Below are 24,335 nucleotides of genomic sequence, written 5' to 3'. Positions count from 1 at the left end.
TGGCCGGCAGCGGGCAGCCTGCGCCGCCCTTTTTGCACGGGCACACCTGCCATTCTGCAGCCGGGGAGCACTCCCCGGCTGCAGGCCGCCTATTCCTGATAAATGCGGCGGTACGTGAGGCCCAGGCCATTGACCTCGCCCACGCGCAGGTCGGCCGACAAACGGCGCGACATCCAGTAGCTCAACCGCGCCACCAGCCCGGATCCCGACAAGGCCTGTTCGACCGTCAGCGCGAGGCCGTCAGAGAAACGCTTACTGGCAACCAGAAACTGGTTTTCCACGGTATCGTCATTGCCCGACGCCTGGCTGGCAACGGTCGTATCCGGCAACAGGCTACCCGCCGTCCCCATGGCGCCGGACTTGATCCCCACGTCATCGAGCCCCAGCTGTTTGTACATCGGCGTGCCGCCACTGAAGAGCGAAGCCCCCACCGCCAGCAGCAATGCCGCATCGTTGCCGCTCTGGTCCGGCCCGCGCCCCAGAATCAGCCAGGACAATTTCTCCACTTCGCTGACGTTCGGATACGACACCAGGGTAATGCGCGGCCGCTGGGCCGTGCCTGTGACCTTCACCCCCGCCTCCACCGTTTCCCCGCGACGCAGGGCCTCGATATCCAGCAGCGGATTGTCCAGCATGCCCTGGAAGGTGATGTTGCCGCGCGTCAGCTGCAGCTTCTGGCCGTAGGCCTCGAAACGGCCGCCACGCGTGCGCAAGGTTCCTGCCGCCGACAACTGGCCATTTTTCATCATCAGACGCAGCGAACCTGTCAGGCCGGAGTCGATACCCATGCCGGTCAGGTAGAAACGCGGCCCCAGATCCACCACCAGATCCATGGACATATCCAGGCCGTCATCGCTTGCCACATGCGGCGTCTGCGCCGTCATGATGTGTACATCGTCGTCCAGCGTCGGAACCGCGGACAGCATATCCGCGCTGACCCAACCGGCATCAGCCACGATTTTTCCGGTGATATCGACCTTGGGCAGTGCCGCTTCCACGTCAATCTTGCCGGAGAACATGGCATAACGATCATTACGCTGCACGATGGGATAGCGGAACAGCTCCACCTGCAACCTGCCAGCGGAATCCAGCAGGCGCCAGCGCCCAGACACATTGAGGAAACCGTTCTGCGCGTCTTCCTCTTCCGTGATCCAGGTACGGGTACGCCACTCCGGCGGCGTCACGCGCAGCACAGCCGGGAAGCGCAGACTGTCCAGGATCACGACATCGTTCTCGATCCGCAGGGACAGCGTGCCGTCCAGCAGGCGTATCCCGTCATCAATACGTACAACGCGCAGCTTCTGTCCCGTCACGCCGCCCTGCAGCTTCCAGTCGCCCTCCAGGGATCCCTGTGCCGTCAGATTGGCCGTCAATTCGCCGTTGATTTCCTGCGCATCGCCCGCAAACAGATTCACCCACGCAAGATCCAGCTTGTCGGTACGCAAGGACGCATTGATGCGCGCATCAGGCGCCAGTTCCGGCACGCCGTCGCGAGCGCCAAGCGTCGTGTCCGCCTCCGCCTGCACGCCCCCCAGCAGCTTGCTGCTCAGCGCCAGGCTGACATGCGCCCGACTGTCATGCCCGCGCCCGGGGGTGAGATCCACCTTGATTCCCAGCGTTTCCAGGCCCACCGCCTTACCGCTGCCACCGGGCAGCACCACATCTCCAGACCGGCGGGCAATGGATACATGACCGCCCAGCGTGCGGTCAAAGCGCAGGTCCCACGCGCCGTCCAGCACCAGGTTGCGCAACAGGCCCAGCTCCTCCGGCTCGCCCTTGATATCCGCCAGACTCAGCACCGCCATGATCCAATCACGATTCAAGGCCAGCGCGTCGATACGACCAGCCGTCTGCCAGCGCGCCCCGCCGCCACGCGCGCCCAGGCTTTCCAGCGCCAGCGCCTGACGGCGCGGCAGGCCCAGGCGCAGCGCCGTCGCACCGACCTGCCACTGCCATTGGCTGGCACTGGCGTCCGGCATGAATGCCACATCCATGGCCCGCTGCAAGGCAACACTCAGGCCGGCATGGCTGACATCCAGTTGCCGCAAGGTCCCGCGCCAGCCAGTCAAGCTTGGCTGAAAACCGCGCCCGCTGCCCCAGCCCCCCTCCAGGTTCACTTCAGCCTGCACCGGCGCCTCGCCCAGCGCCGTACTCTTGCGATCGCCCATGGCATAGCTGGCCTCCAGCCGGGCGCGATGCGCGCCCACCGTACCACCTACCGTGCCTTTGGCCTGCACTGCCCCCGGCAAGCCAGGCCACCAATTGGACAGATGCGATAGCGCCACATCCAGCTTCATGTCCGCCTGGGGCGTGCCCCAACCGCCCGCCAGGCTCACCCTATCGCTGCCCAGGGCCAACGCGACATCCACGCCGCTGGCGCGCGTCAACATCCAGTCCGGTGCCTGCAAGGCGTCCGACCACGGGAAATCCACCCTCGCCACGACCTTGCCACTCAGAGGATGGCCATTCCAGCGGCTCGTGTCGGCAATATTCAGCTTCAGATCCAGCCACTCCGGCCAGCTTTGGTCGCGCAAGGTCACATCAAAACTGCCGTCCATCGTCAGCAGCCCCGGCGGCACCGCCCCTCCCGACAACAAGGCGAGATCCAGGCGGCGCACCTGCAGATCCCCGCGCAAACGGTCGTGTTGCACACTGTCCGCCGTCGCACGGTTCAAGGCGACATTCAAATGCGCCGCCGAACCATCCGCCAGGGTCAATGCCAGCGCAGCATCCTGCAACGGAAATGCAGCTTCAAGCGCCAGCTGAGTCTTGGCATCTATGGCCAGCCCCGGCGCATTGCCCTGCAGTGCCAGCGCCATCTGCTCCAGTGAACCGTCCAGCTGTATGCTGGCCTTGGCCTCGCAGGCCGCATCAGTCGGCCGCCCGGGCAATTCTTTCAGGCACACCGGGGAATCCGCGCCGCGCCCCTGGGCATGCACCTCCAGCGCAAGATTCATGGGCCATGGCGCAGCCAGCTTCGCCAGGCGCGCTTCCCCAGAAATCCAGGCATCAGCCATCTCATGGCCGATTTCCAGGCTTGTCAGCCGCAGCTGGGCTTCGCTGCCTGCCGCCAGGCTGGCCTGCAAACTCTTGATCGTGATCGGCAAGGGTTCGCCGTTCTGCGTCAGGATGAATTCGCCCACCGCCACCTTATCGGCGCGGATATCTACCGGCAGGTTGACCGCCAACGGCTCATCGCTCTCCGGCTCATCCTCATCTTCGCCACTGAGCGCCACGCTCAAACGGCTGGCCGACAGTTCACGCACCCAAACCTGCTTCTCCAGCAGGAAGCGCCATTCGCCGCGCAACACCAGATCGCTGGCATCGACATCGACGCCGGGCAGGCTCAAGACCAGCTTGCCAATCTTCACGCCATGCCAGATATCCCCTTCGATATTCTCCACCGAACCGTCCAGCTGGGATACCGCCAGCCGCAGCGCAGCGCGCGTGCCCGCCTGGGTCAGCAGCACCCAGGCCACCAGTGAAGTCAAAAGAATGACGCACAGCACCACGGTGGGCAGCCCCCACCACAACAGGCGGCGCAGAAAGGAACGTCGCTTTTTCAAAATGCGATCCCCAGCGAAAAGTGCAGCCTCAAATCATGGTCCTGCTGACCATACGCCAGATTCAATTCGATCGGCCCGGCCGGCGTGCGCACGACACCCCCGACGCCATACCCCAGCTTCATGTGCATGTCCTGGAAGGAATCACTCACATCGCCCGCGTCAAAAAACACGGTCATGCCCAGCATATCGGTGAAGAAATGCATGTACTCGATACTGGCGACCGCCATGGTTGCGCCGCCCACCGTCGCGCCATGAGATTCGGCGCCTATCGACATATAGCGGTAGCCACGCACGGTGCGCGCGCCCCCGGTACGGAAACCGAAGTCGTCCGGCACCCGTGTGCGGCGCTGTGACCAGACCTTGCCGGCTTCACCACGCATGGTCAGCACATCGCGAGGGCCGACGGGCCACCACTGCTGCAGACGCAAGGACGCACGGGTATAAGGCGCGCCATCATCCAGCGTCAGGCCGACACCGCCCTGCAGGTCGATGACATTGCCTTTGCGCGGGTCATATTTGTCGTTGACGTCAATTCGCGTCCAGCCTGCCGTTCCCGAAAAAGTCGGCAGCTCATCGGCCTCGACATTGCCGATTTTCACCCGGTCGTGCGCCAGCAGCAAACCAAAGCGCGTCTCGTACTCCACCGGGTTATCGCCCTTGCCATAGCGCGTGCGCGTACGTGTCGCCCCCAGCGCGTAACGGGTCAGATCCAGGCCTTCGATATCCGAATGGCGCACCAACAAACCGATGCTGTCCTTCTGCCCCTGTGCGGTCGGCGGCAGGTACACATCCAGGAAGGCGCGCTGGCGTTTCCGATCCACCCCCAGGCCGGTTTCCATGATGACGGGATGGCCCAGCACCACGTTCTGCTTGTAGAGGGTTTCAAAGCGCACCCCGACATCGTCATCGACGCCCAACCCGAGCGCAAGCTCGCGCGCCGCCGCTTCCGCTACCGACACCTTGACCGGCACGATGATGTCCTCCGGCAAGCCGGGCGGCGGCGCCTCGGAGGGGTCGGTATCCGGGGTTTCGTCCTGCCCCGGCATCACAAATGCCCCCCGGAACAGGTTGGTTTCCTGCAGTTCCTGCTGCCAGTTCTCGAACTCGGCGCGGTTGTACAGTTCGTGCGGAGGGTATTCGACATAGCGTGTCACCAACCGTTCCGGCACACGCTTGAGGCCGTCGATTTCCAGTTCGCCCAGGCGTACGCGGGGACCGCTATCAACCAGTACATTCAGGGCCACCCGCGCATTCAGCGGATCGACATCCGCGCTGGTATGCGCCAGCCGTGCCCGGTAGAAATCCTTTGCCGACACACTTTCCAGCAAAGCGGTCTTGGACTTGCTCCAATTGTTATTGATGAATAGCTGCCCTTCCGGCAACTTCCAGGCCTCGATCAAGGCAGCCCGGCGCTCCGCGTAGTCTTCACCCGAAATACGCCCCTGGAAACGGATTTCCACGTTGGATACCGTGGCCCGCTTGCCCGGCTGAATCTCGATATCCCAGGTTTCGCCTGCGACATCCTCACCCACCTCCAGGGTCACGACCGGGCTGAAATACCCCTGCGTAGCCAGTGCCGACAATACCGCTTCGCGCGCCCGGCGCCGCAGGCGTGAAGCCTCGCCGCCGTCCTCGTCATCGTCCAGCCGGGCAATCGTATCCACGGCCTCGTGAATGATGCCCAGCACTTCTGGCGGCAAACCGCCAGGGTCGATGGTGACCTCCGGCCTGGCCCAGGCCTGGACGCAAAGCAGGGAGAGCAGGCTGGCGCATGTCAGTCTGGCCGCGAAACGCATCGTTCAAGCCCCCTTGACCACGACAGTCGGGATCTTCATGGAGCGATCGCGCGGCAAGCGTGCCACGCTGGCAGCAAGGCGCTGGGCAATCTGGTGATAAATGGCTGCCACCGGCCCGTCAGGATCCGCCACCACGCTGGGGCGTCCGGCGTCGGCCTGCTGGCGGATATCCAGCGCCAGGGGCAGGCTGCCCAGGAAGGGCAGTTCAAATTGCGCGGCCAACGCCTGCCCGCCCCCTTCACCGAAAATATGCTCGGCATGCCCGCACTTCGAGCAGATGTGCACAGACATGTTTTCCACGACACCCAGTACCGGCACATCCACTTTCTCGAACATGCGCACCCCGCGGCGCACATCCAGCAGTGCCAGATCCTGCGGTGTCGTCACCACCACGGCCCCCGTGACCGGCATCTTCTGCGCCATGCTGAGCGCGATGTCGCCCGTGCCCGGCGGCATATCGACAAAGAGGTAGTCCAGGTCGCTCCAGTTGGTCTGGTTCAACAGCTGATCCAGCGCCTGCACCACCATGGCGCCACGCCAGATCGCCGGCGCATCAGGGGCAATCAGCAGGCCGATCGAGTTGGCCTGCACGCCATACCCCACCAAGGGATCCATGGTCTTGCCATCGGTGCTGCCCGGCTTGCCTTCCAATGCCAGCAAGGCAGGCACGCTGGGCCCATAGATATCCGCATCCAGCACACCCACGCGCGCGCCCTGCGCGGCCAGTGCCAGCGCCAGGTTCACGGTTGTGGTGCTTTTGCCGACGCCACCCTTGCCTGAGGCGACGGCAATGATATTGCGGATATTGGGCAGGGGTTTCAGGCCGCGATGCACCACGTGAGTCTGCACCCGCCACCCAAGCGTCACTTCCGCCTGCACGGCGCCTGCGCGGCGCAGGGCCCCTTCCGCTTCCGCCTGCAGCACGGCATTGGCCGTTGCCACGGGATATCCCAGCGTCAGGCTGACGGATACGCGGTCGCCGTCAATGCGTACCGCCTGGTCTTTCAACTCATGATCCAGCGGCAATTCCGTTGCCGGATCAACAACTTCATGCAACGCGGCGCGGATTTGCTGTATCGTCAAACTCATGTCACTATGGCTCTTAGTGGTGTAACTTCAAATGCTGCCGGAAAAAACCGGTACCTACCCTAAAGAATAGCGGATCGGCCAGCGTTTCCACCGATTTACCTTGCAACGGGAACTTTTCGCCACGCCAGCCCTCAGTCCTATACCATGACCGATACTATCGCACGCTTCTTCCGTTACGTCCTGCTGTTCACGCTGGGACTGGTTGGCCTGTTCATGGCGCTGATTTTCATGATCTCCAGCGCCATCGCAGTCGGCATCCTGTACATCTGGGCACGCCTGCGCGGCCGCCCCTTTGGTGTGAAGGCCTACTGGCAACAGCGCAGCGCCGGCCGCAGCCCCCAGGCCCAGGCTTGGCAGCAGCCCCGCCGCCCCTATGGCAACAAGTCCGGCAAGGACGACATCATCGACGTGCAGGTCCGCGACCTGCCCTGACAGCATCACCAAGGTGAGCTTGCCCTGATAAGCTCACTGATACCGTCCTGCCCCCACAGCGCTGCATGCGCCGCCTTTCGATACCTGCCCGTGCATACGGGCAGGTGCTCAGCCAACGGCAGCAACATTGCCAGCCGGACATCGCCGCGCTGACCGCTGTCTGGTACACCACTCAGGCTATCCCTGACGCACCCCTTGTGCTGGCGAATAGCGCAGGTTTTCTGCTGTCAGCGCATTCGCATTGCGGTTGGCGAAATAGATCCAGCGGCCGATCATCACTATCAATGCAATCAACAGGCCAATCTGCAACAGGCCTACGGTTCCCTGCCGCATTGCATTGGCCGTGGCCGCGTCGAGGGCCTGGGCATGGCTGGCAAAAACCTGATGATCCAGGTCGGTCAGCAAACCGAACTCCACCATATCCGATAACCAGGCCACTGCGGACAATGCAATATTGGCCAGCAGCAGGCGGCGTATCCAGCGCGTGGAGCGCGTCAAATCCCTGAGTTCCGTCTATGCCTCATGCAGGCAAACCAGCCTGCCTGCCGCTCATCCCGGACACAAATAGGAATGATACTCTCTTTCAACAATTCAGCTGCTGATCAAGGCGCTTGCAGCACGGGTCAAGGAATGCAAAAACCATGGCAAAAATGACACAAGCCAGCGCAAAACAATGCGCTGGCTTGTGCTGAAACGCCGCAACGGCGGCGTTTGAATCTGGCGACCTTATCCCGTTGCCAGCGTAACGGCTCAGGCAGCCACTTCCGCCTGCCCTGCCGCCGGTTGGCGGATCAGGTAGTCGAATGCGCCCAATGCCGCCTTGGCGCCCTCACCCGCAGCGATGATGATCTGCTTATAAGGCACGGTCGTCGCGTCGCCGGCCGCAAACACGCCCGGCAGCGAGGTAGCGCCACGCGCGTCCACTTCGATCTCGCCATGCTTGGAGAGATTCAGTGCGCCCTTGAGCCATTCGGTGTTGGGCACCAGGCCGATCTGGATGAAGACGCCAGCCAGTTCGACCTTGCGGCTTTCACCGCTCTTGCGATCGGTATAGACCAGACCGTTGACCTTCTGGCCGTCACCCACGATTTCCGTGGTCTGCGCATGCAGGATGACTTCGACGTTCGGCAGGCTGTAGAGCTTGCGTTGCAGCACGGCATCGGCACGCAGCGCTTCGCCGAATTCGATCAGTGTGACATGACCGACTACACCGGCCAGGTCGATGGCCGCTTCCACGCCGGAGTTGCCGCCGCCAATCACCGCGACGCGCTTGCCCTTGAACAGCGGGCCGTCGCAGTGCGGGCAGTAGGCCACGCCATGGTTGCGGTATTCGCGCTCACCCGGCACGTTGATTTCACGCCAGCGTGCGCCAGTTGCCAGGATGACCGAACGGCTGCGCAGTTCCGCGCCGTTTTCCAGCTTCACCGCCAGCAGGCCATCGCCCTCTTCCAGCGCGACCACGCGCTGAAGATTCATGATATCGACGTCATAGGCCTTCACATGCTCTTCGAGTGCCGCAGCAAAGCGCGGGCCTTCGGTATGAGGCACCGAGATGAAGTTCTCGATGGCCATGGTGTCGAGCACCTGGCCGCCGAAACGCTCGGCCACCACACCGGTACGAATCCCCTTGCGGGCTGCATAGACTGCTGCCGCGGCACCGGCCGGACCGCCACCGACCACCAACACATCGAAGGCATCCTTGGCATCCAGCTGGGCGGCCTTGCGGGCAGCGGCGCCGGTATCGAGCTTGGCCAGGATTTCCTCGACCGATGAGCGGCCCTGACCGAACACTTCACCATTCAGATAGACCGTAGGCACCGCCATGATCTGGCGTTGCTCGACCTCGTCCTGGAACAGTGCGCCGTCGATGACAACGTTGCTGATGCGGGGGTTGATCACTGCCATCGCATTGAGCGCCTGCACCACATCCGGGCAGTTCTGGCAGCTCAGCGACATATAGGTTTCAAACTGGTACTCGCCATCCAGGTTGCGGATCTGCTCAACGACTTCCGGCTCGAACTTGATCGGATGGCCGCCGACCTGCAACAGGGCAAGCACCAGCGAAGTAAATTCGTGGCCCATGGGAATTGCGGCAAAGCGGATGCCGATATTCTCGCCCGGGCGATTGATACTGAAAGACGGCTTGCGCACGCCGGCCTCGTCGCGTTCGACGTAGCTCACGCGTTCGGACAGCGCTGCAATTTCCTGCAGCAGTTCACGCAGCTCCTTGGACTTGGCGCCATCGTCAAGCGAGGCAACGAGTTCCACCGGCTGCGTGACTCGTTCCAGATAGGCTTTCAACTGATTCTTGAGGTTGGCATCCAACGACATGAGAAGCTCCGGTATTCAATAGTTTGTATCCGTGGCAGCATGCCTTGTGAGCATGACACCGCTGTTGCCGGGGCGCCGCCTGAGCGGCTGCCCTGGCCGGGGGCTGGCACTGGCCTGCCCCCGCGGTACGGCCCTGGCTCTGCCTGGGCCGTTTCTCCGGCTCCGAGCGCGGAGCTTAGATCTTGCCGACCAGATCCAGCGACGGGGTCAGCGTGGCTTCGCCTTCCTTCCACTTGGCGGGGCAGACTTCGCCCGGGTGCGAAGCGACGTACTGGGCAGCCTTGACCTTGCGCAGCAGTTCGCTGGCGTCGCGGCCGATACCGTTGTCATGGATTTCGCACAGCTTGATCTGGCCTTCCGGGTTGATCAGGAAGGTGCCACGCAGGGCCAGGCCTTCTTCTTCGATCAGCACATCGAAGTTGCGTGCCAGGTTGGCGGTGGGGTCGCCGACCATGACGTATTGCACCTTCTTGATGGCTTCCGAGGTGTCGTGCCATGCCTTGTGGGCGAAGTGGGTGTCGGTCGAAACGCTGTAGATTTCCACGCCCAGCTTCTTGAACTCTTCGTAGTGATCAGCCAGATCTTCCAGTTCGGTCGGGCAAACGAAAGTGAAGTCGGCAGGATAGAACACCACGACCGACCACTTGCCGGTCAGCGATGCGTCGCTGACTTCGATGAACTTGCCATTTTGGTACGCTTGAGCCTTGAACGGTTTGATCTGGGTATTGATAAGAGACATGGTGATGATCCTGTTGTCTGGGTTGAACATGTCGGCACCGTTGCCGGTACCTCTCTTGCAGGCATATAGTGCCTTTTCTTTTCAGATATGAAAAGTGAATTAATTCTATCCCATTGATTGATTTTTTCAATGATACCCAAATGACGCCCGAGCTGGCCTGAAGCGGGCGCCAACCCGCGACAGCAGCGGAACATCCTCAAGGACAGCATAGCGCCGCAAGAGCCAGCCCATCTTGTTCGCCATCAAAACCGTACGCTTTCCCCAGGCTGCCGGCAAAAAGCGCCGCCAGGCCCTAAAATGGCCGAACCGGCTGAATCCGGCCGGCTTTTCTCCAACCTTTTTATAGTCGCCATGTCACGCACACTGTTCGTAACAACCGCCCTGCCCTATGCCAACGGCTCCTTCCACGTGGGCCACATCATGGAATACATCCAGGCTGATATCTGGGTGCGGGCGATGCGAATGGCGGGACACACGGTGCATTTCGTCGGCGCGGACGATGTCCATGGCGCCCCCATCATGCTCAAGGCCGAGAGCGAAGGCATCACACCCCAGGAACTGGTGGCGCGCTATGCCGCCGAACGCCCGATGTACCTGAACGGCTTCCATATCCGGTTCGATCACTGGCACAGCACGGATTCGCGTGAAAACGTCGAGTTGTCCCAGCATATCTACCGCAGCCTGCGGGACGCCGGCCTGATCGAAACGCGCACCATCGAGCAGTTCTATGACCCGGTCAAGGGCATGTTCCTGCCCGACCGGTATATCAAGGGCAGCTGCCCCCGCTGCAAGGCGCCCAATCAATATGGCGACGCCTGCGAAGTCTGTAGCGCCGTTTACAGCCCGACCGAGCTCATCGACCCGTATTCGACGCTGAGCGGCGCCCGTCCTGTGCTCAAGCAGTCCGAACACTTTTTCTTCAAGCTGTCCGACCCCCGCTGCGTGGAGTTTCTCAAGCAATGGACGACCGGCAGCAACGCACAGGGCGCGCGTCACCTGCAGGCCGAAGTGCTGGCCAAGACCCGCGAATGGCTGGGCGCCGATGGCGACAGCGAAAGCGGCCTGGCCGATTGGGATATTTCCCGCGACGCACCGTATTTCGGCATTGAAATCCCGGATGCTCCAGGCAAGTACTTCTATGTCTGGCTGGACGCGCCGGTAGGCTACCTGGCGTCGCTCAAGGCCTACTGCAACAAACAGGGCCTGGATTTCGACGCGCTGCTGGACCCGTCCGGCAATACCGAACAGATTCACTTCATCGGCAAGGACATCGTCTATTTCCATGCGCTGTTCTGGCCGGCCATGCTGAAGTTTGCCGGCCGCAAGACGCCGGACCAACTCAACGTACACGGTTTCATCACCGTCAGCGGCGAGAAGATGTCCAAGAGCCGGGGCACGGGCATTTCCCCGCTGCGTTATCTGCAGATCGGCATGAATGCCGAATGGCTGCGCTATTACATCGCCGCCAAGCTGAACAGCAAGGTGGAAGATATCGACTTCAACCCTGAAGACTTCATTGCCCGCGTCAATAGCGACCTGATCGGCAAGTACATCAATATCGCCAGCCGCGCGGCCAACTTCATCGCCCGCCATTTCGATGGCAAGCTGGCCTATCAGGGCGATGCCGCTGCCTTGTCCGCTTCGCTGCAGGCCGCTGCCGATCAGATGCGTGCCGACCTGGAAGCCCGCGAGTATGGCCGTGCCATTCGCGATGCCATGGCGCTGGCAGACCGCATCAATCAGGAGTTCGATACGGCGCAACCCTGGGTGCTGGCCAAGAACTGGCAGGAAGCCGATGCAGAACGCCAGGCGGCGCTGCAGGATATCTGCTCGCGTGCCCTGGCCGGATTCAAGGCGCTGACGGTCATGCTCAGCCCCATCCTCCCCGAGCTGTCGCAACGGGTAGCGGGCGAGCTGTTCGGCCTGGATCGCGGATTCGTCTGGCAAGACGCTGGCGAATTGCCGACCAGCGTGGCGCCGTTCAAGCATCTGATGCAGCGGGTCGCGCCGGAAATGCTGGATCAACTGTTCGAACCGCCGGCAGCGCCGGTGGTCGTGCCCGGTGGCGAACCCATCGCCGAGACCATCAAGATCGACGATTTCGCCAAGATCGACCTGCGCATTGCCCGCATCGTCGAATGCAAGCGTGTCGAAGGCTCCACCAAGCTGCTGCAGCTGACGCTGGACGCCGGCGAAGGCCGTCATCGCAATGTGTTCTCCGGCATTCAATCCGCCTACGAACCGGAACAGCTGGTCGGCAAGCTGACCGTGCTGGTCGCCAATCTGGCGCCGCGCAAGATGAAGTTCGGCGTGTCCGAAGGCATGGTACTGGCTGCCAGCCACGCCGACGACAAGGTGGATGCCGGCCTGTATATCCTCGAACCCTGGCCTGGTGCGCAACCCGGCATGCGTGTCGGCTGATACGCATGCCGCGCCGGGGCCGCATGTCTGCGTATCCGGCGCTCAACCCAACCGCCGTCCAAACAACAAGCCCCCGCGATCCCAACAGATCGCGGGGGCTTGTTGTTCAGCCTCGCCGGTACCGGCCCGCCTGATCCGCGGGGGCCTCAACGACTGCGGCCGGCGGGCTCAGGCCGCCGCTTCCTGATGTGCCAGCGGACTGGGCTGCAGCGCAGGATCCAGGGTTTCGCGCTCATCGAACACAAAACAAGTGCCCCGATAGCCCGGGCCGCCTGTTTCCTCGAAATACTTGAGAATGCCGCCATCCAGCTGGTAGATATTTTCTATCCCCTGTTCGGCCATGTAAATCGCCGCTTTTTCACAGCGGATGCCGCCAGTGCAGAAGCTGACGATTGTCTTGCCTTGCAGCTCGTCCTTGTGCGCCTGCACTGCCTGCGGGAACTGCGTGAAGCGGTCGATGCGCCAATCCAGCGCGCCCTCAAAAGTACCGGCATCCACCTCAAAGGCGTTGCGCGTATCGAGCATGACCACCGGCCTGCCCTCATCGTCGCAGCCCTGCTCCAGCCAGCGCGCCAGGGTACGCGGCGCAACCGCTGGCGCCCGCCCGCCTTCCGGACGAATGGCAGGCTCGTTCATACGGATGATTTCCCGCTTGATGCGTACCTTCATGCGCTTGAACGGTACATCGTCGGAAAGACTGTATTTGACTTCCAGGGACGCAAAACGCGGGTCGGCTCGCAGCTCGGTCAGCCACGCCTCGATATCCTCTGCACGTCCGGCCAGAAAAAGATTAATGCCTTCTTCGGCCAGCAGCACGGTTCCCTTCAGCGACAGCGCCAAGGCGCGCGCCAGCAGCCGATCGCGCAGGCCGGGCAAATCGTCCAGGGAAACAAACAGGTAAGCAGCAATATTGGTAACGGCGGCGGACATAAGGGAATTCTGCACTTCCAGCGGCGCATGGCGCCTGATCAAAAAGACAGCTGGCCAGGCACGACGGCATCTGCCGCTAGCCTGGCCAAGCATCAATTACTCGACAACAGAGCGTTGTTCCAGCACGCCATCCAGCACCCAGCGCACGGAAGAGGCATCTGCCGGCGGGTGATCTACCTGAATCTCGTTGATGCGCAACAGATAGGAGGTTCCCGGGTGGAAATCAAAACCGTCGATCTCGCCGTAGAACAGCTGCCATGGGGAATCCTTGCTGTCGCGCACCCGGTAGCAGGTCTGACGCGCCACGCCCGTGCAGTTTACCTTGTGATCATCCAGATAGATCTGGCGTTTGCTGCCTTCGTCCTGCAGCGTGCCGGAACGCCGCGAAAAGGACAGAACATCGCCATCATCGACGACCAGCACCAGATGACGCGGCTGGGCCAGCGGTTCCGGCGCCGCCGAAACGATGGATGCCAGCCCATGCAGGTAATCGGTTTCCAGTGCCATGACATCGGACATGCAAGCCATGCGGGTCGAGCCCAGACCGTCAATGGTGAGTGCGGCCGCGCCATCGGAGCGGAACTCGCCGAAATAGCGATTGCAGCCGCCAAAGCCGCTGACCCGCCCTTCCCGCGAGATATCGTCACGCGAGAATTCCAGCGTCAAGGCCCGGTTCATGCCTACACGCACCGGGATATCGCGCACCCGGCCATCCGCAGAGGCCCAACGCACCAGTTCCCAACTCGTGTCGTCATAAGGACTCTGAAACGAAACCGGCGCGGCCTGCTTCGCAGCCCCCGCGTCTTCGCCGGTGGACAGCGTGCCACACGCCGCCAAGCCTGCGCCCAGCGCCGCCCCGACCAAACACTTTATCGTGATACCCATGCGCCCCAACGCAATCTCCTGGAGATTCGCCTGTTCAAGTTCGTCGGCACGCAGGCCGTCGATAGGAATAATTCTGCATCCTGGATAACAGGCACACGCTGATTATATGTCCAAGCCACACGCTCTCTGGCCCCGGGCATCCTGCATCTGCACGGCCTGCATGGCGCCATTCGTTGCGCCGCGGTCTGCCCTGCAGCGAATCCGCCTCGTGTCTGGCAGAGTATCATGAGAGGCGTGCTTGGCTGTTTTTCAGTGCAGTCATAAGCTCATACGTTCAATGACCCGGGCCCCCATCATGCTTTCATTGACCTCTCTTGGCGGCGCAGGCACCGTCACCGGATCGAAACATCTGCTCACCCATGGCAATACCCGCTTGCTAATTGACTGCGGGCTGTTCCAGGGGCTGAAGAATCTGCGCGAGCTGAACTGGGAAGGCTTGCCACTGCCTGCCGATAGCATTGACGCCGTTGTTTTGACGCATGCGCACCTGGACCATTCCGGCTATCTGCCGCGCCTGGTGCGTGACGGTTTCCGCGGCCCGATCTATGCCACGGAAGCCACCTGCGATGTCGCCGCCCTGATTCTGCGCGACAGCGCGCACCTGCAGGAAAAAGATGCGGAGTACGCCAATCGCAAAGGGTATTCACGCCATGCCGTTGCAGAGCCGCTCTACCGCGTACGCGATGCGGACCGGGCCATCACGGCCATGCTGCCCGTGCCCTGGCACCAGACCATCGAACTGCCCGGCGGCGCAGCGCTGTGCATGCGCCGCGCCGGGCATATCCTGGGTGCCGCCAGCGCACAAATTGATCTGGCCGGGCGCCGTATCGTTTTCTCGGGCGACCTGGGCCGCTACAACGACCCAGTCCTGCCCGATCCCGAACCCGTGCCGGCCGCTGACTATATCGTCATCGAATCGACCTACGGCGACCGCATCCACGATGATGCCGACGCCATCGCCCTGCTGGGCGACATCATCGAACGTACCGCCCGCCGTGGCGGCACTGTCGTCATCCCGGCTTTCGCCGTGGGCCGGGCGCAATCATTGATTTACTTCCTGTGGAAACTGCGCCAGGCCGGCCGCCTGCAGAATATTCCGGCCTACCTGGACAGCCCCATGGCCGGTAGCGCCACTCAACTGCTGCACGCCTACCCGGAAGAACATCGCTTGCAACCGGGCGACTACGAAGCTGCCTGCCAGGCCATCGCCTATGTGAACGACGTCGAAGCGTCAAAGGCCCTGTCGGCCAATCGCTATCCCAAAGTGATCATTTCCGCCAGCGGCATGGCGACAGGTGGCCGGGTTCTGCACCACTTGGCCGCGTTTGCCCACGATCACCGCAATACCATCCTGTTTTCCGGATTCCAGGCTGCCGGCACGCGGGGACGCAAGCTGTTGCAAGGCGCACGCGAGGTGAAGATCCACGGCAACTGGGTGCCGGTACGCGCGGAAGTCGCAGAGCTGCCCATGCTCTCGGCCCATGCGGACAGTAATGAACTGATGCGCTGGCTGTCGGGTTTTCGCAGTCCCCCTCAACGCGTTTTCATCGTTCACGGCGAACCTGATGCCGCCGACGCCCTGCGCGTGCGGATCGAACGGGAACTGGGCTGGTCGGCCTGCGTCCCCCGCCAGGATCAGACATTCCAGCTGTGACCGATTACTCATGCTGACAGACGCTCATCGTTCCTGACCGTTGCCCATGACGCCGTCAAATACCGACCTGTCCTCCCGCGCTGCCCTCATCCCGACATCCCGCAGGCGCCAGCGGGTCATGACCGCCATGGCGCCCTGGCTGCTGCTGGCACTGCTGTTGCTGGCCTGGCACCTGCAGCGCTGCCTCACGACCTGGCAGCAGCGCCTGGGCCAGGAGTTCACCAGCCTGGTGCATTATGCCGATGTCCAGCAGCAATTCCTTCTGGCGCTGGACAACAGCAGCCGGCGCCTTTCCAAACTACCGCCCAGCCCGCTCGCGGAAACCGGTACCTTGCTCTCGCCCCCTCATCTCCTGCCCTATACCTATCAAGCCAGGCAGTCACAGGCAGACCTGCCTTATGCGCTGTTGTGCGCACATTCGCCCGGCTGCGCCGACATGAGCCCGGCCAAGCGCGACGCCTGGCATGCCCTGGGCAATTACCTGGCAGATTTCTATGCCTCGTTCTGGTCCGGCATGAATGCAGCCGGCCCCACCCTGCTGGTCAACGAAAGAGAGACCGGCAATAGCCTGGGCCTGCCCGCCGCAGCCCTGAGCGCGGCCAGGATGGACACTCCCGGCGTCATACCGCCAGCTATCGCCTGGAGCATTCTGGCTCAGGCCTATCCGAGCAGGCCGTCTGTCACGCCGACAGGGAGCATACGCTGGCTCCCGCTTTTTCCCGGCACGGACATCGTCGCGGGGGTCAATGCCATCAAGCTGCCTGCGCCGCTGTGGCCCGAGATCGAATCGACTGCCGCGCCGCATTTTGTCGCGGCCACGCTCTTTCACCTTAACGCCTATCTCTCTGCGCCCACACGCGAAGGCGTAATGCAACTGACCTTGCACGGTCAGACGCTGATTAGCACGGATGCCCTGCCCGCCATACCGGATGCCAGGCCCCTGCGCCTGACGGCGCAAGGCGTTGCCTTCCAGTTTTCATTGCCGCCCGCCAGCCATGCCGTCCTGCTCGTTCCCTACCACGCATTCTGGCGAGCCCCAGGCTGGCTCTCCGCCACGCTGCTGGTGCTGCTGCTTCTGGCCGGACTCTCCGGCTGGCGCGCCACGCACAGGCCAGGCCATGTCCCTGCGAAACTGCCCCAGCCTGCCCCGCCCCCTGTCACGTCGCTCCCCGGCCCGAGGACGATGCCTGGCCTGGAACCCTTTGATCCGCGCCAGTTGCTGCAATCCTGCGTCGATGCACATCAGCCCGCTGCACGTACAAAAGGGCTGCTGCTATTCAGCCATATCGACACGGATGTACCGGCCTGCGTGATTGGCGACCCAGACCGGCTGACGCTGATCCTGCATCAGCTGCTGGGCAATGCCATCCGCTTCACCGAAGCCGGCCATGTCATCGCCCGCCTGCATGCCCGGCCAGACGGCGCGGCCCGCACGACACTCATGTTGCAGGTGGCAGACAGCGGCCCCGGCATTCCCTCGCAACAATTGCAGTCTCTCTCCTGGCTGTTCCAGGCGCCGACCACGCCCGCCCTGCATGAATCCGATGCCATGCCGGGCCTGACCCTGGCGGCACGCCTGGCGCGTGCGCTGCCTGCCTCCCTCCGCATCACCAGCGAACCGGGTCTGGGCAGCAGTTTCAACCTGACGCTCACACTGCCGCTGGGCCCTGCCGACACTGCGGCAGCCAGCCCCCGCCTCGACGGATTGCACATCAGCGTGCGCAGCCCTCATGCCGAACTCACCACTTCCCTCTGCCAGTGGTTCCGGGCCTGGGGCGGCCATGCCTGGCCTGCCGGCACCATTTCCGGTCCGCCAGGGAAGCACCAGGTGCTGCTGGATGCCCTCATGCCGCAAATACGGCGGCCTGGGCATTGGGCCGGCTGCTATGCCATCGCCGGTATGGACGGTGCGCCCGGCACCGGGGCCGACCTCAGCCTGCCCCGAACCGGGGCCATGGCCATTGCCCGCGCCCTGCAGGCTGCCCTGCTCCGTCCGCCCGCCACGCCCGAGGAAAAGCCGCCGGCCACGACTGGCATGCAAACCCCCCCCCATCCGCCACAAAGCCGGATACACTCGCCCGATCACTAATTAAGCTGGACTTGATCCTAGCCAAGTCCGGCGTGCGATTCCGCGATACCATGTGTGCGGATCGCTGGCGCGATGCTTGATCTGCCGGCATGACGGCAACATGCATGTGCCCCTACCTGGATGAGTCGGATACCGGAACCTTCATGAAGACACTACGCATCGCTTTCGCCGACGATCACCCTATCGTTCTGGCAGGCTTGAGCAACCTGATTGCCAACGATCCGCGCTTCATTCTGTCCGGCACACTGGAAACCCCGACTGCGCTGGTGCAACATATCACCCAGCATCGCCCGGATATCGTGGTGACCGACTTTTCCATGCCCGGCGACGAGCATTACGGCGACGGCCTGAGCTTCATCGGCTATCTGGTACGCAACTTTCCCGCCACCCGCTTGCTGGTGCTCACCATGATTACCAGCCCGCCCATCATTGCCTCGCTCTACCGTGCAGGCGTCAGCGGCGTGGTCCTGAAATCCGACCAGCCCCATGACCTGCTGGAAGCACTGGATTGCCTCTATGACGGCAAGCGCTATCTGCGTGAAGATCAGCCACGGGATCTGGCACCTGAACCCCACAGCGACACCTCAAACGGTTCTACCGCGCAGCACGACCGGGCCACCAAACTGCTCTCGCCCAAGGAACTGGAAGTACTGCGGCTATTCATTGCCGGGCATTCTTTGACCCATATTGCGCAAACGCTCAATCGCAGCATCAAGACCATCAGTAATCAGAAGCGCTCGGCCATGCGGAAACTGGATCTGCCCAGCGATCAGGCGCTCATTGAATTCTGTGTCCACGCAGGCCTGTTCCGCTGAGAGTTCCGCCCCAGGTGAGGACACGGCAACTCCCCGGATGGCCCGCTTCGCCGGGCTTGCCTTCCGCACGCATGACTCCTGCCATGAGTGCCTCCAGGTACCCAAATACCCGGCTGTCGTGCCCGGTTCGCCTGCATGCCTGCCTGGGCGGCATCGTCCGGCACAGCCGCCTATCTTGACTTCGCCCGCCAGATCGGCTGTCATTACATCAGAATTTTATTTATTTCGACGGCATTGCCCTGGCGCTTAAGGCATGATGGCGGCTGATTCCCGCCCTTGCCGCTGGCCGTCGAGCGATGCCTGCACACCCCTGACCCGATGTAAGCATGTCACAGCCATCGCTCACTCCCATCCGGCGCTTGCTTCTGCGCCAAAGCACTGCGATCTTCGGCAGCAGCCTGCTGGTACTGTTGTTGAGCTGCATGTTGACCATGGGGATGCAATTTGTCCTGGAGCAAGAGCGCGCGGCCCTGACCGCAGACTTCACCACCACCATTGCCTACGTCCGCGAACAGGAGCAATTCCTGCGCCAGCTGCAGGACGAAAACACACGCGTCCAATCGCTGCTTGACCCCCAACCGACCCTGAGACGCCCCGCCACACCCTCAAGAAAAGAGCATCTGCCGGAGACAGGCCCGGCGTTTTCACTGCTGACCCGCAATACCGCCGAACCGATGTCCGCCGAGCAAAAGCGCGCTTTTCAAGCACTGGCATCGCACCTGACATCCATCTACAACACTTTCTGGGCTTTTTCCTATTACCCATCGGCAAATTTGCTCATGCTCAATGAGGACGGGCAGACCATCATTACCGTGCCCGCCATTGATGCCGCCAATACGCCGGAACCGCTGACGCCCGAGGTATTGCAGCAAATCAGCCAGGTTGCACAGCAGCATGCCACGACCTTGCGCGCCGATGTTCAGCGCATGGCCCCCGAGACCAGCGCCATCGTGCATTGGTACCCCATGCCCGGCATGCCGCACGAAATGCTGGCCTTCATTCCCTCGGGCGTACCGCCTTCGGCCTGGCCGGCAGGCAGCCCCGCGCCTGACGAGCACTACCTGGTCTCGCTGATGAACCGCCAGCGCCTGCTGACTGCCAGTGGCGCGCACGAAGCCAGCTCACATCTATTCTGGCTCTCCAATGCCCGGCAAGGCATTCTGCTGGGCGGAGAGAATGCGCCCGTCATGCGTCCGGACGGTTTCCGGCTGTCTGCGGAAGGACTGGAGCTTTGCCTGCGCAGCCAGCCCGGGGACTGGGTCGGCTGCTACCGCATCAGCTACGGCAGTTTCGTGGCCCACAATATATGGATCCCCGTCACAGGCGGCCTGCTCCTGCTGCTCTGCCTGCTTTGGGGCATAGGTTATTTGCGCTGGTATCAGCGCAGCATCATCGACCCGGCCCAGCAGGCCCAGGACGCGCTGCAGGAAAGCGAGATGTTCAACCGCGCACTGGTGGATACGGCCCCCGTCGCGCTTTGCCTGTTGAGCTGTCCGGATGGACACATCATTTTTGCTTCGCCCCTGGCGCGCCGTTGGCTGAGCCTGGTGCCGGATGCCACCGCCAACGGCAGCGCTTTGCAACGCCTGGCACTCGAAGCACTGGAACCCGGCGAAATCGAACAGGTGGATCTGCCGGGCGGGCTCAGCCTGCATGTGTCCTACTCGCCCATGCGTTATCGCAAGCAGGATGTCGTGTTGTGCGCGTTCACCGACATCACCACGCGCGCCGAGGAGCAGCGGGCGCTGGAGCGCGCCAAACAGGCGGCAGACGAGGCCAATGCGGCCAAATCCATGTTCCTCTCCACCATGAGCCACGAAATCCGCACGCCGCTCTATGGCGTGCTCGGGACGCTGGAATTGCTTGCCCTGACCAAGCTCGATACCGTGCAGCAGCAGCATGTGGCACGTATCCAGAGCGCTTCGCAACTGCTGATGCAGCAGATCAGCGACATCCTGGATATCGGCAAGATAGAAGCCAACCAGCTGCAATTGGAGCCTGATCCTTTCTCCCCTCGCCGGATGATGCAGGAATGTGTCGGCTCGTACGCTGGCATGGCGCAGCAGAAGCAATTGCTGTTGTTTTGCCTGACCGACCCGCAGGTTCCCGATATGCTGGAAGGCGACGCCGTGCGTATCCGCCAGGTGTTGTCCAACCTCGTCAGTAACGCCATCAAGTTCACCGAGGCGGGTCAAATCGTTGTCAGGCTCAGTCTGGTCCGGCAAGAGGATGACCATAGCATCTTGAAGTTCCAGGTCGCTGATACCGGCATCGGGATTTCACAGGAAGCGCAACGCGAACTGTTTTCTCCCTTTTTCATGGTCGAAGCCAGCCGCCACACCATCCGTGGCACGGGACTGGGGCTTTCCATCTGCGAACGTCTGGTGCACCTGATGGGTGGCACCATTCAAGTCACCAGTGAACCCGGCCTGGGCAGCCAATTCTCGGTTGAACTGCCGCTGCAGCACACCGATGCAGAAGTGCCCGCCGCACCCGTGCTGGACGGCCTGACAGTCCTGCTCCGCACGGCCAACCCCGAGTTGACTCGGAACCTGGAGTGCTGGCTGATTCGCTGGGGCGCACAGGCCGGTGCCGCGCCGGCGGTGTTGCCGATGCCGGATAAGGATACCTGGCTGGTCGATGTACAGATGCCTGCCCCCGACTGCCCACCGAACTGGGCAGCGCGTTACATGAGCCTGGCCCCCAGGGAGGGCACCGGTACCCACCCTGGCATAGATGCCTGCAGCGTTGATGAGATTGCAGCCGGCCTGGCGCGCCTGGGCCAACCGCCCGAGGCCGTGCATGTCGCGCCCACGCGGCGGCTGGCGCTCAAGGCGCTCATTGCCGAAGACAACCCCATCAACCAGGCCACGCTGACCCATCAGCTCGAACAACTGGGCTGCCAGGTCAGTGTCGCGTCCGATGGCGAACAGGCACTCGAACTCTGGCAGCAAGGAACGCATGATTTCGTGCTGACCGATATCAACATGCCCCGCATGAACGGCTACGAACTCAGTCGCGCACTCCGTGACCTGGGAGTCCGTGCGCCCATCGTCGGTATTACGGCCAATGCCACGCGCAACGAAGGCCGTCATTGCATGGAAAGCGGCATGAATACCTGGCTGGTCAAGCCCATCAACCTGAATTCCCTGTACCAGCAGCTGGCGCGCCTGTTCCCCGCAGCGGTGCATCCCGCCACACCGGCTCCCGCGACCTCGCCTGCCCCCGTGCCGGCAGCGCCGGAGCCGGCCCCAGAGACCTCGGCGGCCCCCACGCCACCTGCGGCTGCAACGGATTTCAGCCATACGCCCATCCATCCGGTACCCGAGGCCTATCGGACGCTCTTCCTGGACACGATGCAGGCGGATCTGGACAAGCTGGAGCAAGGCCGCCAAGCCGAGGATGTCGAGCGTATCCTCCACACCCTGCACCGCGTGGCGGGCGGCTTGACCAGCATCAACAATCAGCCCTTGGCCAGCGCCATCGTCCTGCTGCATGAACAGCTGCGCACCGACGGCCTGACACCCTCAACCCGCCAAGCGCTACAAAGCCTGGCGGATCGACTGGGCGAAATGCTGGCCAACACCTGAGGAGCGTATGGCGTGCGTCCGTGACGGCGCCGATGCACGTTACCGATACCGAGGGGATTGACTGATGCCGAGGTGCGTTACTGATGGCGTTTACGCAGCACTTTGCCAATATCCGCGGCCAGACGCTCGACCTGATCTTCGTGCAAGGCGGAAATGGTGACGCGCAAACCGCAGGCCGGGGCCTGCACGCCGAATACATCCCCGCTGCGCACCAGCCAGCCGTGGCGGGCCAGCAAAGCGGCATCGGCCTGCCCGGTCGGCTCAGGCAAAGGAATCCAGAGATTCAGGCCATCCACGGGCTCTGCGACGGCTACGCCTTGCGCCGCCAACGCCTGCTTCAGGATATTCCTGCGATAGCAGTACTCCTGCGTTGCCAGCCCCATGCGTCCCGCCAACGCGGGTACCTGCAGGCAGGCCACCGCAACCTCCTGCAACAGATGGCTGACCCAGCCCGTCCCTGGCGCCAGGCGCAAACGCAGTCGCTGCGATGTCTGCGGGTCGCTGGCGACCAGCGCCAGCCTCAGGTCGGGGCCCAAGGCCTTGGAGACGGAACGTACCAGCGCCCAGCGTGAGCTGGACGCCGGCACGACCTGCCAATAACGCTTGTACGCCAGCAGGGCAAAATGGTCGTCCACGATGACCAGGACATGCGGGTAGCGCGCCAGCACTTCCTGCAAGGCCTGCGCTCGCGCACTCGTCAGGCTGCAGCCAGTCGGATTGTGCGCGCGCGGTGTCACGATGACAGCCTGCGCACCTTGCTCCAACGCTTGCTCCAGCGCCTCCGGCCGCATGCCGTCACTATCCATAGGCACACCGACAGCCTGCAACCCGGCAATACGCAAGGTATTGATGCTGCTCAGGAAACAGGGATCTTCCACGGCAACCTTATCGCCTGCGACCAGATAGGCCGCCAGCAGCCGTTCAATGGCATCGACCGCGCCATGCGTGACATCCAGCGCGTAATCACCCGGACAATCCCGTCCCAGCCATTGCTGGCCATAACTCGCCAGTTCCGCATGCACGGGATCGCTCCCATACAGCTGATGCTGGTAGGGCCGGCGTGCCAAGGCCTGATTGATATCCGGCAACCAGGCAGGATTGGGATTGCCGCTGGCCAGATCCACCAAAGGCGTTCCTGCCATCCAGCCTTCCTGCTCACCGGGATCCAGTTGCTCACGGATCACCGTGCCACGCCGGCCTTGCGTCGTCGCCAGGCCCGCTATCGCAAGCTTTTTATATACCGCCGCAACCGTGTTGCGGTTGACGCCCAAGGTCACGGCCAGATCACGCACTGGCGGCAGCACCTGCCCAGGCTGCAACTGCCCCGCCTGCACCTGCAGGCGGATACTTTCAAAAATGCTGGTGACGGTTTTGCCCGTAATGCTCATTTTGACCTATGACAATATATAATTTGGCACAAGATGATTTTATAAGAACCTGTCATTTGGCCCGCCACGCGTTGATGGTTCTTGACACTCTGCCCCCAGGGATGGCGCCGTGAACGATATTTACCCTGCGCCGGCCTTGGCCGACGGCGTGCCGACCGGCACGCGCCAGGCGGCTGCGCCCTCCCGCCATCATCGAAAACCAGACCACGCACAGTTGCCACACGGCAGGCATCGGCCTTTTTGATCGCTTATTCCGGGATCCTTCATGCACACTTATCGCCTTATCATCCAGCGTCACGGCAAGCTGCTGGGACATTTTGAATCGGCAGTATCCTGGTCGCGCGATGCCATTGCCGACATTGCCAGCCGCTTCCCCCTTGCCGACGGCTATCAGCTCGAGCTGCTGATCGAAGACGGAGAACGCCGCATCGTGGAAAGCACGCCCGCCGGTGTACGGCTGCTGTCACGCGAACCGTTCTTCAAGCCGGCCCCCTGGCAAGCCGAGCAACCCGATTGATCGCCCCCCGGCTGCATCGCAGGGCCAGACCTGCCACGCACCACAAACAGAACGGCTGCGGATCCTCCCTGTATCGGGAGTCTCCGCAGCCGC

The 24,335-nt window shown here is 62.6% G+C and carries 16 protein-coding genes; 7 read left to right on the top strand and 9 right to left on the bottom strand.

Features of this window, described 5'->3' with window-relative positions; genetic code table 11:
* Nucleotides 1–89 precede the first annotated feature (89 nt).
* Genes ACNA1V_RS11575 through apbC form a run of 3 tightly spaced genes read right to left on the bottom strand, consistent with a single transcriptional unit; the run spans nt 90 to nt 6,451 of the window.
* Nucleotides 90–3,566: a translocation/assembly module TamB domain-containing protein gene (locus tag ACNA1V_RS11575; protein ID WP_415833762.1), complete on the bottom strand. Its 3,477-nt coding sequence runs from the start codon at nt 3,564–3,566 to the stop codon at nt 90–92.
* Nucleotides 3,563–5,362: an autotransporter assembly complex protein TamA gene (locus ACNA1V_RS11570; RefSeq protein WP_415833761.1), complete on the bottom strand. Its 1,800-nt coding sequence runs from the start codon at nt 5,360–5,362 to the stop codon at nt 3,563–3,565. The genes ACNA1V_RS11575 and ACNA1V_RS11570 overlap by 4 nt, the downstream gene beginning before the upstream one ends.
* Nucleotides 5,363–5,365: 3 nt before the next feature.
* A complete protein-coding gene (apbC, locus tag ACNA1V_RS11565; RefSeq protein ID WP_415833760.1) occupies nt 5,366–6,451 on the bottom strand; it encodes an iron-sulfur cluster carrier protein ApbC in 1,086 nt (361 codons plus the stop codon).
* A gap of 144 nt (nt 6,452–6,595) precedes the next feature.
* Between apbC and ACNA1V_RS11560 the strand changes: the two genes are divergently transcribed.
* Nucleotides 6,596–6,883 carry a hypothetical protein gene (locus tag ACNA1V_RS11560; RefSeq protein WP_415833759.1) on the top strand — a complete coding sequence of 96 codons (288 nt, stop codon included), beginning with the start codon at nt 6,596–6,598 and terminating at the stop codon, nt 6,881–6,883.
* Nucleotides 6,884–7,060: 177 nt separating this feature from the next.
* Here the strand turns inward: ACNA1V_RS11560 and ACNA1V_RS11555 are convergent, their stop codons facing one another.
* From ACNA1V_RS11555 to ahpC, 3 genes are all read right to left on the bottom strand, one after another.
* Complete coding sequence (locus ACNA1V_RS11555; RefSeq protein WP_415833758.1) at nt 7,061–7,381, bottom strand: DUF4328 domain-containing protein; 321 nt, start codon at nt 7,379–7,381, stop codon at nt 7,061–7,063.
* A gap of 252 nt (nt 7,382–7,633) precedes the next feature.
* On the bottom strand, nt 7,634–9,214 hold the full coding sequence (ahpF, locus tag ACNA1V_RS11550; RefSeq protein ID WP_415833757.1) for an alkyl hydroperoxide reductase subunit F: 1,581 nt from the start codon (nt 9,212–9,214) through the stop codon (nt 7,634–7,636).
* Nucleotides 9,215–9,389: 175 nt separating this feature from the next.
* On the bottom strand, nt 9,390–9,953 hold the full coding sequence (ahpC, locus tag ACNA1V_RS11545; protein ID WP_415833756.1) for an alkyl hydroperoxide reductase subunit C: 564 nt from the start codon (nt 9,951–9,953) through the stop codon (nt 9,390–9,392).
* 351 nt (nt 9,954–10,304) lie between these two features.
* On the opposite strand from ahpC, the gene metG reads away from it, so the two are divergent.
* A complete protein-coding gene (metG, locus tag ACNA1V_RS11540; RefSeq protein ID WP_415833755.1) occupies nt 10,305–12,374 on the top strand; it encodes a methionine--tRNA ligase in 2,070 nt (689 codons plus the stop codon).
* A gap of 168 nt (nt 12,375–12,542) precedes the next feature.
* On the opposite strand, the gene ACNA1V_RS11535 is transcribed toward metG, so the two are convergent.
* A complete protein-coding gene (locus tag ACNA1V_RS11535; protein WP_415833754.1) occupies nt 12,543–13,304 on the bottom strand; it encodes a sulfurtransferase in 762 nt (253 codons plus the stop codon).
* Between the two features lie 96 nt (nt 13,305–13,400).
* Complete coding sequence (locus tag ACNA1V_RS11530) at nt 13,401–14,189, bottom strand: DUF4377 domain-containing protein (RefSeq protein WP_415833753.1); 789 nt, start codon at nt 14,187–14,189, stop codon at nt 13,401–13,403.
* Between the two features lie 295 nt (nt 14,190–14,484).
* Here ACNA1V_RS11530 and ACNA1V_RS11525 point away from each other — a divergent pair, with 295 nt between their 5' ends.
* The 4 genes from ACNA1V_RS11525 (at nt 14,485) to ACNA1V_RS11510 (ending at nt 22,337) form a co-directional block, all read left to right on the top strand.
* Nucleotides 14,485–15,843 (top strand): MBL fold metallo-hydrolase RNA specificity domain-containing protein, encoded by a 1,359-nt coding sequence (locus tag ACNA1V_RS11525; RefSeq protein WP_415833752.1) that lies wholly within the window; start codon nt 14,485–14,487, stop codon nt 15,841–15,843.
* 46 nt (nt 15,844–15,889) lie between these two features.
* Nucleotides 15,890–17,932 (top strand): sensor histidine kinase, encoded by a 2,043-nt coding sequence (locus ACNA1V_RS11520; protein ID WP_415833751.1) that lies wholly within the window; start codon nt 15,890–15,892, stop codon nt 17,930–17,932.
* A 143-nt stretch (nt 17,933–18,075) separates the two neighbouring features.
* The gene (locus tag ACNA1V_RS11515; protein WP_415833750.1) at nt 18,076–18,747 is read left to right on the top strand and encodes a response regulator; all 672 of its coding nucleotides are present in this window, start codon (nt 18,076–18,078) and stop codon (nt 18,745–18,747) included.
* Between the two features lie 326 nt (nt 18,748–19,073).
* Nucleotides 19,074–22,337, top strand: a complete 3,264-nt coding sequence (locus ACNA1V_RS11510) for a hybrid sensor histidine kinase/response regulator (protein ID WP_415833749.1) — start codon at nt 19,074–19,076, stop codon at nt 22,335–22,337.
* 77 nt (nt 22,338–22,414) lie between these two features.
* Here ACNA1V_RS11510 and ptsJ read toward each other — a convergent pair whose 3' ends face one another.
* Nucleotides 22,415–23,725: a MocR-like B6 salvage transcription factor PtsJ gene (gene ptsJ / locus ACNA1V_RS11505; RefSeq protein ID WP_415833748.1), complete on the bottom strand. Its 1,311-nt coding sequence runs from the start codon at nt 23,723–23,725 to the stop codon at nt 22,415–22,417.
* Between the two features lie 265 nt (nt 23,726–23,990).
* Here ptsJ and ACNA1V_RS11500 point away from each other — a divergent pair, with 265 nt between their 5' ends.
* Nucleotides 23,991–24,242 (top strand): cytoplasmic protein, encoded by a 252-nt coding sequence (locus tag ACNA1V_RS11500; protein WP_415833747.1) that lies wholly within the window; start codon nt 23,991–23,993, stop codon nt 24,240–24,242.
* Nucleotides 24,243–24,335: the final 93 nt, after the last annotated feature.

This window comes from Kerstersia similis, from assembly GCF_965139615.1.
GTDB classification, from domain to species: Bacteria; Pseudomonadota; Gammaproteobacteria; order Burkholderiales; family Burkholderiaceae_B; genus Kerstersia; species Kerstersia similis.
Note: the sequence above shows the minus strand (reverse complement) of the source record. Positions and strands in the feature narration are given on the sequence as shown.

Bases quoted from the DNA above. Each gene is read 5' to 3' on its own strand.
- ACNA1V_RS11570 (WP_415833761.1), bottom strand. From the start codon at position 5,362: ATGCGTTTCGCGGCCAGACTGACATGCGCCAGCCTGCTCTCCCTGCTT.
- apbC (WP_415833760.1), bottom strand. From the start codon at position 6,451: ATGAGTTTGACGATACAGCAAATCCGCGCCGCGTTGCATGAAGTTGTT.
- ACNA1V_RS11560 (WP_415833759.1), top strand. From the start codon at position 6,596: ATGACCGATACTATCGCACGCTTCTTCCGTTACGTCCTGCTGTTCACG.
- ahpF (WP_415833757.1), bottom strand. From the start codon at position 9,214: ATGTCGTTGGATGCCAACCTCAAGAATCAGTTGAAAGCCTATCTGGAA.
- ahpC (WP_415833756.1), bottom strand. From the start codon at position 9,953: ATGTCTCTTATCAATACCCAGATCAAACCGTTCAAGGCTCAAGCGTAC.
- metG (WP_415833755.1), top strand. From the start codon at position 10,305: ATGTCACGCACACTGTTCGTAACAACCGCCCTGCCCTATGCCAACGGC.
- ACNA1V_RS11535 (WP_415833754.1), bottom strand. From the start codon at position 13,304: ATGTCCGCCGCCGTTACCAATATTGCTGCTTACCTGTTTGTTTCCCTG.
- ACNA1V_RS11530 (WP_415833753.1), bottom strand. From the start codon at position 14,189: ATGGGTATCACGATAAAGTGTTTGGTCGGGGCGGCGCTGGGCGCAGGC.
- ACNA1V_RS11525 (WP_415833752.1), top strand. From the start codon at position 14,485: ATGCTTTCATTGACCTCTCTTGGCGGCGCAGGCACCGTCACCGGATCG.
- ACNA1V_RS11520 (WP_415833751.1), top strand. From the start codon at position 15,890: ATGACGCCGTCAAATACCGACCTGTCCTCCCGCGCTGCCCTCATCCCG.
- ACNA1V_RS11515 (WP_415833750.1), top strand. From the start codon at position 18,076: ATGAAGACACTACGCATCGCTTTCGCCGACGATCACCCTATCGTTCTG.
- ACNA1V_RS11510 (WP_415833749.1), top strand. From the start codon at position 19,074: ATGTCACAGCCATCGCTCACTCCCATCCGGCGCTTGCTTCTGCGCCAA.
- ptsJ (WP_415833748.1), bottom strand. From the start codon at position 23,725: ATGAGCATTACGGGCAAAACCGTCACCAGCATTTTTGAAAGTATCCGC.
- ACNA1V_RS11500 (WP_415833747.1), top strand. From the start codon at position 23,991: ATGCACACTTATCGCCTTATCATCCAGCGTCACGGCAAGCTGCTGGGA.